Origin of the sequence: Pararhodobacter zhoushanensis (assembly GCF_025949695.1) — a bacterium.
In the GTDB taxonomy this organism is placed as follows: domain Bacteria; phylum Pseudomonadota; class Alphaproteobacteria; order Rhodobacterales; family Rhodobacteraceae; genus Pararhodobacter; species Pararhodobacter zhoushanensis_A.
Map to the genome: position 1 here is coordinate 3,765,181 of NZ_JAPDFL010000001.1, position 13,938 is coordinate 3,779,118.

Consider the following 13,938-nt stretch of genomic DNA (forward strand, 5'->3'; position numbering starts at 1 on the left):
CACCAAACTGTCGCAATTCCGGGATATCGGAGCGTTATGAGCACCTCAGATTTCCTCCACGGCCCGTTCCCCGATCCGATCGACCCTCCTGAGGGGTTCGACCCGGCCTCGCCCGCGCGGTTTTTCAACCGCGAGCTGTCCTGGGTCGCCTTCAACTGGCGGGTTCTGGACGAGGCGTCAAACCCGCGCGTGCCGCTGCTGGAACGGGTGCGGTTCCTGTCGATCTCGGCGACCAATCTGGACGAGTTCTACACCGTCCGCGTCGCGGGCCTGCGCGAGCTGTACCGGGCGGGCAACACCACGCCCTCGACCGATGGTCTGACGCCGCAAGAACAACTCGACCAGATCAACGAGGACGCGCGGCAACTGCTGTCCAGCCAGCAGGAAACCTTCGGCGTGCTGCGCGCCAAGCTGGAAGAGGAGAACATGTTCATCCTCGACCGGCAGGCGCTGACGCCGCAGGACCGCAGCTTTCTGGACGAATACTTCCTGTCCAATGTCTTCCCGATGCTCTCGCCGCTGGCCATCGACCCGGCGCACCCCTTCCCGTTCATCCCGAACGCCGGTTTCTGTCTGGCCCTGACCATAGAGCGCAAGGCCGACGGGTTGCGCCGCAGCGCCCTGCTGCCGGTGCCGCAGCAAATCGACCGTTTCATCCGCCTGCCCGCCGAAGGGCTGGCGTATCGCTTCCTGCCGCTGGAAGAGCTGCTGCTCGACCAGTTGCACGCCCTTTTCCCCGGCTATGTCGTCCGTAATTCCTGTGCCTTCCGCGTGCTGCGCGATCTCGGACATGGAGGTCGAGGAAGAAGCCGAGGATCTGGTGCGCGAGTTCGAGGTCGCGCTGAAACGCCGCCGCCGGGGCGAAGTGGTCCGCATGACCCTGACCGCCGGGGCCGAGCCGTCGCTGCGCGCGCTGATCATGCACGAACTGGGTGTTACCCCCGATGAGGTGATCGAGCTGGACGGGCTGGTCGGCATGTCCGACGTCAAGGAACTGGTGGTCGACGGGCGGCGTGATCTGCAATGGCCGCCGTTCAGCCCGCGCGTGCCCGAGCGTGTCCAGGACCACGACGGCGACATGTTCGCGGCGATTCGCCAAAAGGATATGCTGCTGCACCACCCCTACGAGACATTCGATATGGTGGTGCGCTTCCTCAAGCAGGCCGCCATCGACCCCAACGTGCTGGCGATCAAGCAGACGCTCTACCGCACCTCGCGCGACAGCCCGATTGTCGACGCGCTGTGCGAAGCGGCCGAGGCGGGAAAATCCGTCACCGCCTTTGTCGAGCTGAAAGCCCGTTTCGACGAGGCTGCCAACATCCGCCAGTCGCGCCGTCTGGAACGGGCCGGTGCGCATGTCGTTTACGGCTTCATCCACTACAAGACGCACGCCAAGATTTCGGCGGTGGTCCGGCGTGAGGGTGACAAGCTGGTCACCTATACGCATTGGGGGACGGGCAACTATCACCCGATCACTGCGCGCATCTATACCGACCTCAGCCTGTTCACCTGCGAGCCTGCGCTCGGGCGCGATGCCGCGCGGGTGTTCAACTATCTGAGCGGCTATGCGCAGCCCGAGATGCTGGAAAATCTGGCGATTTCGCCGATCTCGCTGAAAGACCGTCTGATCGAGCTGATCGCGCGCGAGGCCGATCACGCCCGCGCCGGACGGCCTGCGCAGATCTGGGCCAAGATGAACTCGGTCGTCGATCCTGACGTCATCGACGCGCTCTATGCGGCGGGTCAGGCGGGGGTGCAGATCAGTCTGGTGATCCGCGGGATCTGTGCGATCCGGCCGGGGATCAAGGGCTTTTCGGAAAACATCCGGGTCAAGTCCATCGTTGGCCGCTTCCTCGAGCACTCGCGAGATCGTCTGTTTCGGCTCGGGCCACGGGCTGCCGTCGGAACACGCGCGGGTCTTCATGTCCTCGGCGGACTGGATGGGCCGCAACCTGCTGCGCCGGGTCGAGACGCTGGTCGAGATCAAGAACGCCACGGTGAAGGCGCAGATCGTCAGTCAGATCATGGCCGCGAACAACTTTGACGAGGCGCAAAGCTGGATACTGGACGGCAATGGCCGCTATCTGCGCGCCACGCCGGATGTCGGGGCCGAGGATCGCCCGATGTTCAGCTGTCACCGCTTCTTCATGGAGAACCCGTCGCTTTCCGGTCGCGGCTCGGCCGGGGCGCATGACGTTCCCGAACTGGCGCACGGGCCCGAGTGACGCCTTTGGATCTGACTGACGCGGTGGGAATGTCGGAAGGCGCGGTTGACGCCGCGCCGCAGCGCCGACTAAATGCAAGCAGCCGCCACAGATCGAAGAGGAAGGCCATGGAAGACGGTAACGAAGCCATGACCACCCCGACCCCCGTCCGTGGCTATTTCGGCGGGACACCCCTGTTTGACGACGATGCCATGCGCCACCTTGACCGGGTGGGGGTGATCGACGTGGGATCGAACTCGGTTCGGATGGTGGTGTTTGATGGTGCCGCCCGCTCGCCTGCTTACTTTTTCAACGAAAAGATCCTGTGCGGTCTGGGCCGGGGACTGACCGATACCGGTCGCCTGAACGCCGAGGGCCGCGCCCGCGCGCTGGCGGCGATCAAGCGCTTTGCGCTGCTGGCCGATGACATGGCGCTGACCAGCATGACGGTTGTGGCCACCGCCGCCGTGCGCGAGGCCGAGGACGGCGAAGAATTCAAGGCCGAGGTCGAGGCTGCAACCGGCATCGAGATGATGATCATCCCCGGCACCGAAGAGGCCCGGCTATCGGCGCAGGGTGTGCTGCTGGGCTGGCCCGGCGCGCGCGGGCTGGTCTGCGATATCGGCGGCTCGTCGATGGAACTGGCCGAGATCGGCGACAACACCGTGGGCCGCCGTGTCAGCTCGGCGCTGGGGCCGTTCCGGCTGCAGCAGGTCACCGGCGGCAAGAAAGGTCTGCACGACCATATCTCGATGACCCTCAAGCAGTTGCGCGAAGAGGTCGGCGCGGATCACCACGCGCTCTATCTGGTCGGTGGGTCATGGCGGGCCCTCGCCCGGCTGGACATGGAGCGGCGCGGCTATCCGCTGACCGTGCTGCATGAATACCAGATGACGCCCAAGTCGATCCGCAAGACCATCGACTGGCTGGCAACGCAGGACCTGAAAACCCTGCGCAACAAGACCGGCACCTCGCCCGAGCGCATCGCGCTGGTGCCGCTGGCGACGGTGGTGCTGCGACAGATGCTGACGATCTTCCGGCCCAAAGAGATCTTCATTTCCAGCTATGGCATCCGCGAGGGCATCCTGTTCGAACAGATGCCCGACGAGTTGCGCGCCCGCGATCCGCTGATCGAGGCCGGTCGCCATCTGGAATCGACCAACGCGCGGATGCCGGGCTTTGGGCGGGCGCTGTATGAATTCCTGATGCCGCTGTATCGCAATGTCTCGGACGAGCGGCTGCGCCTGATCAAAGCGGCCTGCCTGCTGCATGATGTGAATTGGCGCGCGCACCCCGATTACCGGTCGGAAAGCTGTTTTGACACAGCGACACGCGCCAATCTGGGCGGGCTGGATCACAAAGGCCGGGTCTATCTGGGTCTGGCGCTGATGAACCGCTATAAATCACCCGGCGCGGACAGCCGGATCACCCCGCTGCTGACCCTGCTGGACGAAGAAGAAATCCGCCACGCGATCATGCTGGGCAAGGCCATGCGCTTTGGCGCGATGTTCTCACTGGCCGGGCCGCAAGCGTCGGGTGAGCTGCGCTATTTCCCCAAGAAAAAGGTGCTGGAGCTGATCCTGCAACCCGAGCGCAAGGATCTGTTCGGCGAAGTCGCCGCGCAGCGATTCGCCGCGCTGGCCAAGACCTTGGGCGTGACCACCAACCTGCGCGTTGCGCGCAATCACAGCTCCAAGCTGCCGTCCGAGCCCTCGACGGAAGGCTCTGAAGGCGCCTGATCCTCCTGACGGCGGCGGATGAGAATGTCGCCGTTGGGCAGCACCTCGGGTGCGTGCCAGCCCGACAGATCGCCCAGCATCGTGCTCAGCTCACGCATCCACGGGTCGATCGCACCCAGCATGTCGGAAAACAGCTGATCCAGCCGCCCGGGTTCGTCGGCTTCCTGCGCCGCTGCGGGCGCGCCAAAGCTGACCAGCAATGCCAGTATCATCGCGCGTGTGTGCATGATCCCCTCCCCTTCAGGCCGCGAGCCGTTGCTGGACCTCTTCCCAGGCGCTGTTGAGCGCCTTGAGCCGTTCTTCGGCCAGACGCACCGCTTCGTCCGGCACCCCGCGCGCGCGCAGCTGATCGGGGTGGGTTTCGCGCACCATGCGCCGGAACGCGGCGCGGGCCTGATCCAGCGTGGCATCCTGCGGCAGTTCCAGCAGTTCCAGCGGATCGGGGCTGGCACCGGGCACAAAGCGCGCCTGCATCGAGCGATAGCACGACTCACCCAGCCCGAAGATGCCCGCAACCTCGCGCAGGAATGCATCCTCGGCCGGATGGAAATCGCCATCGGCCAGCGCGATGTGAAACAGCCCCTCCATCAGATCGCGCAGCACCGGATCATCCGGCGGAAAGAGCCCGGCGATCTTTCGGGCATAGGAATCAAAGCCGGCCACGTCCTGCCGCGCCAGATTGAAGACGCGGGCGGCGCTGGGTTCATCTTCGGGCGGGATGGTGAACACGGCGCGGAAGGCCGCGACCTCGCCCTTGGTGACAGTGCCGTCAGCCTTGGCCAGTTTGGCCCCCAGCGCAATCACACCGATGGTAAAGGCAACCGTGCGCTCAGGGCGTTGGCGCAGGCGGTCAAACACCGCGCTGAGCGGTTCGCCCGTGCGCAGAGCCTCGATTGCATCGGTAATCCGGGTCCAGAGTGACATGCGAACATTCTAGCCGCGCGCGCGCGGTTTGAACATGCGACGATCACAACAATTTCTGCATCAGCACAAGATCGTGCCAGCTGCCCAGTTTCCAGCCAACCTGCGGCAGGCGACCGACTTCCAGATAACCAATCGCCGCGTGGAACGCGATGCCAGCGGGGTTCGATCCGCTGACCCCGGCGATCATCGCCCGGTGCCCGTGGCCGCGCGCGATGTCCTCGATCGCCGTCATCAGCGCCCGGCCCACGCCCTTGCCGCTGGCCTGCGGCGACAGGATGATCGTGTGCTCTTGCGCAAAGGCATAGCCGGGGCCGCTGCGAAACTGCGCATAGGTGGCAAAGCCGATGGGACCGTCGCCCAGGTCGGCAACCACAAAGGCCTGCCTCTGTGTGATCATCGCGATGATCTCATCAGGCGAGCGTTCAAGCGGTGAAAAGGTCACCACCGTGTCGCGGATCTGCGGGTTCCAGAAGGCCGCGATAGCCGCAGCATCGCCGGGAACGGCGGGGCGGATCATCACAGCGTCTTGCGCCCGCCTGGCGTGTCGAAGGTCGCCGAGATACCCGGCGCACCCGTGATCACCGTGACACGAGGATCGTCGATCAGCGGTGCCAGCGCGGCCTGCAGGGCCGAGGCACGCGGATGGCTGAGTGTCAGCGCCACCAGCCGCACCCCCGGTCGGGCAGGCGCGTGCTGGGATGCGGCACACCCGGCCCCCAGGCGATCAGCGCCGGGGCGCAATTGTCGAAGGGCAGCACACCACTGTCGGGCAGCGCAAATTCCCAGGTCAGCGCGTCGCGGCGAAACGGCACCGGCGTGCCGGTGCCCATCGGCGCCTGCGCCAGCGTCTCGGCCATATCATCACAGCGCAGAATCCAGCTTTGAACGGCGGGCGGGCCGTCGAAGGTATCCATCGCGAACCAGCGCGGGCGGTCGGGGGTCTGCCCCTCGGGGTCGATGGCGATCAGTTCAAGATATTCCCCGTCGCCCAGCGATAACAGCCGGTTATGGGTGCCCATCTGGGCATGCTTGCCGCCCGGTTCCAGGGGGACACTAAGCAAGGCCTCGATGGTCGGGGCGTCCGCCTCAAGCGAACCACAGGCGACGGCGAGATGATCGAAAAGTGCCATGTGACAGCCCTCAGGACAGCGCGACCAGTGCCCAGAGCACGGCCACCACGCTGGGGTAGAAACTGGCGGCAAAACCGACGCCCCGCAAGGGGGTGACAGGTGATACCCCAGCCAGAACAGCACCCGCGTCAGGGCGAAACTGACGCCCAGCACGGGCAACAAGCCCCAGCCCAGCACCCAGCCCGCAAAGGGCCAGAGTGCGGCGGCAAGCACCAGTTGCTCGGCGGTGTTGGTCAGGACGCGCTGGTCGATCTCGGCGCCCGTGCCGGTTGCAAAGGGCTGGCCGTCAATGATCGCGTCGTCAAAGAAACGCCGCTGCGCCAGCCGCCCGATCATCGCGGCCATGATCAACCCGCCGGGCATCAGCCCCAAGGCGATGCTGTTCACCGGATCGCCCGGCCCGCGACCCAGCCAGACCAGCCCCAGCGACCAGAGCATGCCCAACGCCATCGAAGCGGCGATCACCGGTCGTTTGGATGTCATGAGAACCCCCTACGTGCAGCACCGGCAGTCTGCGCGGGGTTGGCGCATAAAGAAAGGGGCGGTCATCCTCCTGACCGCCCCTTGGGGTCGCTCCCCCTCCCCGGGGTTGCAACCAAATGTCGCAGGTTCGTGCCCTTGCCTATCAGGAACGCGCCTGCCTGATCAAGTGAAGGATATCGCGCGCCGCGTTCGGAATGTTGGTTCCGGGGCCGAAAATGGCCTTAACCCCGTTCTGATACAGGAATTCATAGTCCTGATGGGGAATCACCCCGCCGCAGATCACCAGAATATCGCCCGCACCGGCCGCGTTGAGTGCGGCGACCAGCTTGGGGGCGAGGGTTTTGTGACCCGCCGCCTGGCTGCTGATACCGATCACATGCACATCATTGTCGATGGCATCCTGCGCGGCCTCTTCGGGGGTCTGGAACAGCGGACCCACATCGACGTCAAAACCGATATCGGCAAAGGCGGTGGCGATGACCTTGGCGCCCCGGTCGTGACCGTCCTGCCCCATCTTGACCACCAGCATACGCGGGCGGCGGCCCTCATCCTCGGCAAAGGCCTCGACGTCGCGCTGGATGGCGGCGAAACCGTCGTCGCCCTCGTAGGCGGCGCCGTAGACACCGGCGAGGGTCTTTACCTCGGCCCGGTGACGGCCAAAGACCTTTTCCATGCTCATGCTGATTTCCCCTACGCTGGCCCGCGCCCGGGCGGCATCGACGGCGGCGTCCAGCAGGTTGCCGCCCTCTTTCGCCCGGCGCTCGACCTCGGCCAGCGCGGCCTGACAGGCGGCTTCGTCGCGCGTCGCGCGCAGCGTCGCCAGTCGCTTGATCTGGCCGTCGCGGACCTTGACGTTATCGATGTCCAGAATGTCGATCGGGTCTTCCTTGCCCAGCCGGTATTTGTTGACCCCGACGATCACCTCTTCGCCCCGGTCGATCATCGCCTGCCGCCGCGCGGCGGATTCCTCGATCCTGAGTTTGGGCATGCCGCTGGCGACGGCCTTGGTCATGCCTCCCAGTTCTTCAACCTCACAGATCAGCTCCCACGCGGCGTCAGCCAGGTCCGCTGTCAGTTTTTCAACATAGTACGAACCGGCCAGAGGATCGACGACGCGGGTGACGCCGGTCTCTTCCTGCAGGATCAGTTGCGTGTTGCGGGCGATCCGGGCGCTGAATTCGGTGGGCAGCGCAATGGCTTCGTCCAGCGCGTTGGTGTGCAGCGACTGCGTGCCCCCCAGCGCCGCCGCCATCGCCTCATAGGCGGTGCGCACCACGTTGTTGTAGGGGTCTTGTTCCTGCAGCGACACGCCCGAGGTCTGGCAATGGGTGCGCAGCATCAGCGAGCCGGGCTTCTTGGCACCGAACTCGGTCATGATCCGGTGCCACAGCAGCCGCGCGGCGCGCAGCTTGGACGCCTCCATGAAGAAGTTCATGCCGATGGCAAAGAAGAACGACAGCCGCCCGGCAAAGGCATCTACATCCATCCCGCGCGCAATCGCCGTGCGGACGTATTCGCGACCATCGGCCAGCGTGAAAGCCAGCTCCTGCACCAGATTGGCCCCGGCTTCCTGCATGTGATAGCCGGAAATCGAGATCGAGTTGAACTTGGGCATCTCGGCGGCGGTGTATTCAATGATATCCGCGATGATCCGCATCGAAGGCTCGGGCGGATAGATATAGGTGTTGCGGACCATGAACTCTTTCAGAACGTCGTTCTGAATGGTCCCCGACAGCAACTTGCGATCGACGCCCTGCTCTTCGCCGGTGACGATGAAGTTGGCCAGAATCGGGATCACCGCGCCGTTCATCGTCATCGACACGCTGACCTTGTCCAGCGGGATGCCGTCGAACAGGATCTTCATGTCCTCGACGCTGTCAATCGCCACCCCGGCCTTGCCGACATCGCCTTCGACGCGCGGATGGTCGCTGTCATAGCCCCGGTGCGTCGCCAGATCGAAGGCGACCGAGACGCCCTGCTGACCGGCGGCCAAGGCCTTGCGGTAGAAGTTGTTGGATTCCTCGGCCGTCGAGAAACCGGCATACTGCCGGATCGTCCACGGACGCCCGGCATACATCGTCGCGCGCGGGCCGCGGGTGAAGGGGGCTGAACCGGGGGTCGAGCCGAGATGGTCAAGCCCCTCGAGATCGGCCTCGGTGTACAGCGGCTTGACCGGAATGCCCTCAAGCGTGTTCCAGGTCAGATCCTCAACGGACTTGCCCTTGAGCTCTTTCGCCGCCAGCGCTTCCCAAGCGGCCATCTTGTCGTTCTGGGACATGGTGCGTTCCTTTGGTTCGTCAGGCCGCCGCCGACAGGGGCCGGGGCGAAATCGGTTGGGTCACGGGTGTATTGTTGGCGCGAACGCCTATATCAGAGCGGAAGGGAGACCCGCCGCCGATGAAATTTGCCTTGTACGCGCTGTTGTTGAGCCTCACTGCCGCACCCGTCTTTGCGCAAGAGGTGCTGATCACCCCCGCGCCGTCAGACCTTGCGCTCGACACCGAAGCGCCGGTGGCAGAGCTGCGCATTCTCGACGCCGCCGGGATCGACCCCGCCAGTTTCCTGTGGGAAGCGCGCATCGTGGCCGTGATGGCCGATACGCCCAACGATCCCGCGTTCCAGCGCCAGATGCGCGACATCCGCGACCGGGCCGAAGAGCTGGCGCTGCGCGACGTGGTGGTGCTGTTCGACAGCGACCGCGCGTCGGGCAGCCCGTTGCGGCTGCGGCTGCGACCGCACGGGTTCATGCTGGCGATCATCGAGAAAGACGGCGAGATCAAGCAACGCCGCCCCGCCCCGCGCAGCGTGCGCGAGATTGCCTCGGCCATCGACCACTTCCCGCTTCGGCGCGACGAGATGCTCGAACGCCGGCCGGCAGGGCGATAAGGGGCGGGGCTGGCGGTCACTCGAACTCCATGATCACGTCGTCCACGGCCATCGAGCCGCCGACGGTGGCGTTGATCTTCTTGATGATGCCCTTCTTCTCGGCGCGCAGGATGTTTTCCATCTTCATCGCCTCGACGGTGCACAGCGCCTGTCCCTCGAACACCTCGTCGCCCTCTTCCACGGTCAGCTTGACGATCAGACCGGGCATCGGGCAGAGCAGCAGTTTCGACGTATCGGCGGGCTGCTTTTCGGGCATCAGGCGGGCCAGTTCGGCCTGACGCGGGGTGCGCACATGCACCTTGAGATCCGCGCCGCGCAGCCGCAGACGGAAGCCGCCGCTGATCCGCCCGACCTTGAGCACCAGCGGCGTGCCATCCACCAGCACGCGCGCCAGTTGCTGACCCGGCACCCAGTCCGATTCAACGCGCATCGCCTGACCATCGGCAAAGGCGATGGTCGCGCCGCCCTTGTCGGCGTTGATCGCGACAGGGAAATCAACGCCTTGCAGCGTCACCACCCAATCGTCACCGACATGGCGCTCGTGGTTGTCCATCCGGCCCGAGATGCGCGTGCGGCGGATTTCACCGACACGGTTCATCGCCGCCGCCGCAGCCGCAACCCGGCGCAGCATGGCGTCGGGCAGGGCCACACCGTTGAAGCCTTCGGGGAATTCCTCGGCGATAAAGGCGGTGGTGATCTCACCCGAAACAAAACGCGGGTGGTCCATCACAGCCGAGCAGAAAGGCAGGTTGTGGCCAATGCCCTCAACCTCGAACGTGTCCAGCGCGAGGCTCATTTCCTTGATGGCCGAGGCGCGGTCCTTGCCCCAGGTGCACAGTTTGGCGATCATCGGGTCGTAGTACATCGAGATCTCGCCGCCCTCGAACACGCCGGTATCGTTGCGCACGATGCCGCCACGCGGGGTCGCGCCCTCAACCGGAGGGCGGTAGCGGGTCAGGCGGCCGATGGAGGGCAGGAAGTTGCGATACGGGTCTTCGGCGTACAGGCGGCTTTCCATCGCCCAGCCGTTGATTTTCAGATCCTCTTGCTTGAACGGCAGTTCCTCGCCATTCGCGACGCGGATCATCTGTTCCACAAGGTCCACGCCGGTGATCAACTCGGTCACCGGATGTTCGACCTGCAGGCGGGTGTTCATCTCAAGGAAGTAGAAATTGCGCTCGCCATCGACGATGAATTCCACAGTGCCTGCACTGGTATAGCCCACGGCCCGCGCCAGCGCGCAAGCCTGCTCGCCCATCGCCTTGCGGGTCGCCTCATCCAGAAAGGGCGAGGGCGCCTCTTCGATGACCTTCTGGTTGCGGCGCTGGATCGAGCATTCGCGCTCGTGCAGATAGACGGTGTTGCCGTGCTTGTCGGCCAGCACCTGAATTTCGATGTGGCGCGGTTGCGTCACGAATTTCTCGATGAAAATCCGGTCATCGCCGAAGCTGTTGGCGGCTTCGTTCTTGGACGATTCAAAGCCTTCCTTGACCTCGGATTCCGACCACGCGATGCGCATGCCCTTGCCACCGCCGCCGGCGCTGGCCTTGATCATCACCGGATAGCCGATCTGGTTCGAGATCGTCACCGCCTCGTCGGCATCGGCGATCAGGCCCATATAGCCCGGCACCGTGCTGACCCCGGCTTCCATCGCCAGTTTCTTCGAGGTGATCTTGTCGCCCATCGCCTCGATCGCGGGGCTGGGGGGCCGACGAAAACCACGCCCTCTTTTTCCAGCGCCTCGGCGAATTTCATGTTCTCGGACAGGAAGCCGTAGCCCGGATGCACGGCCTCGGCACCCGACTTGCGCACAGCCTCCATCACCTTGTCGATGACGATATAGGACTGGTTGGCGGGCGACGGGCCGATGTGGATCGCCTCGTCGGCCATCTTGACATGCAGGGCGTTGCGGTCGGCGTCGGAATAGATCGCGACGGTCTTGATGCCCATCTTGCGCGCCGACTTGATGACCCGGCAGGCGATTTCACCCCGGTTGGCGATCAGGATTTTCTTGAACATGCTCAGTCCCCCTGCCCCGTCAGGGCCCCCAAAGTTTGTGCTCAGCGTTGATGATCATTCGTCGTCATCCTCCCAGTCGAAGTCTTCGGCGTCCTCGTCGAAGATTTCAGGGAAAGAGATGCGCGCCTGCTCGACGTTGATCCGCAGCAGGGCGTCATAGCTTTTGGGATCGAAGGGATCTTCGGCGGGCACCACCTCGCGGCCGAACAGCCACGACAGACGCCCGGCGTCCAGATTGCCACGCTCGAACGGCTCTTCGCCGAAATGCTCCCACAGCGCCGCCATGAAGCCGGTGTCGGCCCGCCGGTCTGCGGGGCGGCGATCCTTGAAGCGCTTGCGCTCGATCAGGGGCGAGGCCCCTTCCTTTAGGTTGGCGCGTCGGATGGTGAATTGGAAATCGGTGCTGGGCAAACGCCCGGGAAAACCGCGATGCTTCAGCACGAGGCACCCCCCATGTGAATTGCGGACAGAGTGTTCAGGACGCGAACGGGCGGGGCCAGAAACGGCCCCGCCCGGCGCATTACGCCCGAAGGCGTGAAATCAACGGTATTTCGGCGTGACCGGCTCGACGTAAATCGGCTCGGGCGCGGGCTCGACCATGACGAATTCTTCTTGGCGGTTCTGGTTGCAACCGGCCAGGAACGACAGGCCGACGACGCCCGCGAAGGCGGCGATGGTAAACTTGGACATGCGTTACTCCTGCTCTCGTTTCGGTCCGGTCGCCGGGAAGCCCCCAAGCGCCGGATGCTCTTATTTGCACAAACCACGGCGGCTGCGCTGTTCGCGACCATACCCCATCCAAAGGGGCAAATCCAGTTTTTGTGTTCAAACATGGGGGCTTGCACGGCGTTCTGTGGTTTTGGCGCACCAAGGCGCGGGTGGGACAGGGTTCAAAAAACAACATCTAGCGCAAACGAGCGGGAAAATAGCAGCCGCTGGTAAGGCCATCCCGCCGTCAAAGCGGGATGTTGTCGTGCTTTTTCCACGGATTTGTCAGCTTTTTATTGCGCAGGCTGGCAAAGGCGCGGGCAACGCGGCGGCGGGTCGAACGGGGCTGGATCACCTCGTCGATAAAGCCTTTTTCCGCCGCAACAAAGGGGTTCGCGAAGCGATCCTCATAATCCTTGGTACGCGCCGCGATCTTGTCTTTGTCCGCCAATTCGCTGCGGTAGAGGATCTCGACCGCGCCCTTGGCACCCATCACCGCGATCTCGGCGGTGGGCCAGGCATAGTTGAAATCGCCGCGCAGATGCTTGGACGCCATCACGTCATAGGCCCCGCCATAGGCTTTGCGGGTGATCACCGTCACTTTCGGCACCGTCGCTTCACCATAAGCAAAGAGCAGTTTCGCGCCGTGCTTGATGACACCGCCGTATTCCTGACCCGTGCCGGGCAGGAAGCCGGGCACGTCGACCAGCGTCAGGATCGGGATCTCGAACGCGTCGCAGAAACGCACGAAGCGCGCGGCCTTGCGGCTGGAGTCGATGTCCAGACACCCGGCCAGCACCATCGGCTGGTTGGCCACCACGCCGACGCTCTGACCCTCGATGCGGATGAAGCCGGTGATGATGTTCTTGGCGAAATCGGCCTGAATCTCGTAGAAATCCCCCTCGTCCGCGACCTTGAGGATCAGCTCCTTCATGTCATAGGGCGTGTTGGGATTGTCGGGGATCAGCGTGTCGAGACTGTCTTCAATCCGGCCCGGCTCGTCAAAGAACGGGCGCACGGGCGGCTTTTCGCGGTTGTTGAGCGGCAGGAAGTCGATCAGGCGGCGCACTTCGGCCAGCGCCTCGACGTCATTCTCGAACGCCCCATCGGCGACCGACGACTTCCGGGTGTGGGTCGAGGCCCCGCCCAGCTCTTCCGCCGTGACGATCTCATTCGTCACCGTCTTGACCACATCGGGGCCGGTCACGAACATGTACGAACTGTCGCGCACCATGAAGATGAAGTCGGTCATCGCCGGGCTGTAGACCGCGCCACCGGCGCAGGGGCCCATGATCACGCTGATCTGCGGCACCACGCCCGAAGCCATGATGTTGCGCTGGAACACGTCGGCATAGCCGGCAAGCGACGCCACACCTTCCTGGATACGCGCACCGCCTGAATCGTTCAGACCAATCACCGGCGCGCCGTTCTGGATCGCCATATCCATGATCTTGCAGATCTTTTGCGCGTGGGTTTCCGACAGAGAACCGCCAAAGACGGTGAAATCCTGACTGAAGACATAGACCATGCGGCCATTGACCGTGCCCCAGCCCGTCACCACGCCATCCCCGGCGGGCCGGTCCTGTTGCATGTCGAAATCGGTGCAGCGATGGGCGACGAACATGTCGAACTCTTCGAACGAGTCCTCGTCGAGCAGCAGCTCGATCCGCTCGCGCGCGGTAAGCTTGCCCTTGGCATGCTGCGCGTCGATGCGCCGCTGACCACCGCCCATACGGGCGGTCTGGCGACGGGTCTCAAGCTCTTGCAGAATGTCCTTCATCAACGCCTCCTCGGATGTGAGACGCAATCTACGTTTGCACGCGCAGCAAGGGAAGGAAAAACAAG

The 13,938-nt window shown here is 64.2% G+C and carries 11 protein-coding genes and 2 pseudogenes; 3 read left to right on the forward strand and 10 right to left on the reverse strand.

Annotated elements, in window-relative coordinates; all coding sequences use genetic code 11:
• Positions 1 to 36 precede the first annotated feature (36 nt).
• Both OKW52_RS18710 and OKW52_RS18715 read left to right on the forward strand, forming a co-directional pair.
• Positions 37 to 2,225 (forward strand): annotated as a pseudogene (locus OKW52_RS18710) (RNA degradosome polyphosphate kinase).
• A 107-nt stretch (positions 2,226 to 2,332) separates the two neighbouring features.
• Positions 2,333 to 3,943 (forward strand): Ppx/GppA family phosphatase, encoded by a 1,611-nt coding sequence (locus OKW52_RS18715; RefSeq protein ID WP_264507044.1) that lies wholly within the window; start codon positions 2,333 to 2,335, stop codon positions 3,941 to 3,943.
• On the opposite strand, the gene OKW52_RS18720 is transcribed toward OKW52_RS18715, so the two are convergent.
• The 6 genes from OKW52_RS18720 to scpA all read right to left on the reverse strand — a co-directional run bounded on the left by OKW52_RS18720 (position 3,889) and on the right by scpA (position 8,758).
• Entirely contained in the window at positions 3,889 to 4,170 is a 282-nt protein-coding gene (locus OKW52_RS18720; protein WP_264507045.1) for a hypothetical protein, read from the reverse strand. The two genes, OKW52_RS18715 and OKW52_RS18720, sit on opposite strands and share 55 nt — an antisense overlap.
• A 13-nt stretch (positions 4,171 to 4,183) precedes the next feature.
• Positions 4,184 to 4,867, reverse strand: a complete 684-nt coding sequence (locus OKW52_RS18725) for a molecular chaperone DjiA (RefSeq protein ID WP_264507046.1) — start codon at positions 4,865 to 4,867, stop codon at positions 4,184 to 4,186.
• A 43-nt stretch (positions 4,868 to 4,910) separates the two neighbouring features.
• The gene (locus OKW52_RS18730) at positions 4,911 to 5,384 is read right to left on the reverse strand and encodes a GNAT family N-acetyltransferase (RefSeq protein WP_264507047.1); all 474 of its coding nucleotides are present in this window, start codon (positions 5,382 to 5,384) and stop codon (positions 4,911 to 4,913) included.
• A complete protein-coding gene (locus OKW52_RS18735; RefSeq protein WP_264507048.1) occupies positions 5,384 to 5,530 on the reverse strand; it encodes a hypothetical protein in 147 nt (48 codons plus the stop codon). Before OKW52_RS18735 ends, OKW52_RS18730 begins: the two co-directional genes overlap by 1 nt.
• Positions 5,521 to 6,480: a VOC family protein gene (locus OKW52_RS18740; protein ID WP_264507049.1), complete on the reverse strand. Its 960-nt coding sequence runs from the start codon at positions 6,478 to 6,480 to the stop codon at positions 5,521 to 5,523. The genes OKW52_RS18735 and OKW52_RS18740 overlap by 10 nt, the downstream gene beginning before the upstream one ends.
• 142 nt (positions 6,481 to 6,622) lie before the next feature.
• Positions 6,623 to 8,758 carry a methylmalonyl-CoA mutase gene (gene scpA, locus OKW52_RS18745; protein ID WP_264507050.1) on the reverse strand — a complete coding sequence of 712 codons (2,136 nt, stop codon included), beginning with the start codon at positions 8,756 to 8,758 and terminating at the stop codon, positions 6,623 to 6,625.
• 119 nt (positions 8,759 to 8,877) lie between these two features.
• Here scpA and OKW52_RS18750 point away from each other — a divergent pair, with 119 nt between their 5' ends.
• A complete protein-coding gene (locus OKW52_RS18750) occupies positions 8,878 to 9,366 on the forward strand; it encodes a DUF4174 domain-containing protein (RefSeq protein ID WP_264507051.1) in 489 nt (162 codons plus the stop codon).
• A 16-nt stretch (positions 9,367 to 9,382) separates the two neighbouring features.
• Here the strand turns inward: OKW52_RS18750 and OKW52_RS18755 are convergent.
• The 4 genes and pseudogenes from OKW52_RS18755 to OKW52_RS18770 all read right to left on the reverse strand — a co-directional run bounded on the left by OKW52_RS18755 (position 9,383) and on the right by OKW52_RS18770 (position 13,873).
• Positions 9,383 to 11,385: pseudogene (locus OKW52_RS18755) on the reverse strand (acetyl-CoA carboxylase biotin carboxylase subunit).
• Between the two features lie 54 nt (positions 11,386 to 11,439).
• Entirely contained in the window at positions 11,440 to 11,826 is a 387-nt protein-coding gene (locus tag OKW52_RS18760; RefSeq protein WP_264507052.1) for a hypothetical protein, read from the reverse strand.
• Between the two features lie 99 nt (positions 11,827 to 11,925).
• Positions 11,926 to 12,075: a hypothetical protein gene (locus OKW52_RS18765; protein WP_164736600.1), complete on the reverse strand. Its 150-nt coding sequence runs from the start codon at positions 12,073 to 12,075 to the stop codon at positions 11,926 to 11,928.
• 265 nt (positions 12,076 to 12,340) lie between these two features.
• Complete coding sequence (locus OKW52_RS18770) at positions 12,341 to 13,873, reverse strand: acyl-CoA carboxylase subunit beta (protein ID WP_264507053.1); 1,533 nt, start codon at positions 13,871 to 13,873, stop codon at positions 12,341 to 12,343.
• Positions 13,874 to 13,938: the final 65 nt, after the last annotated feature.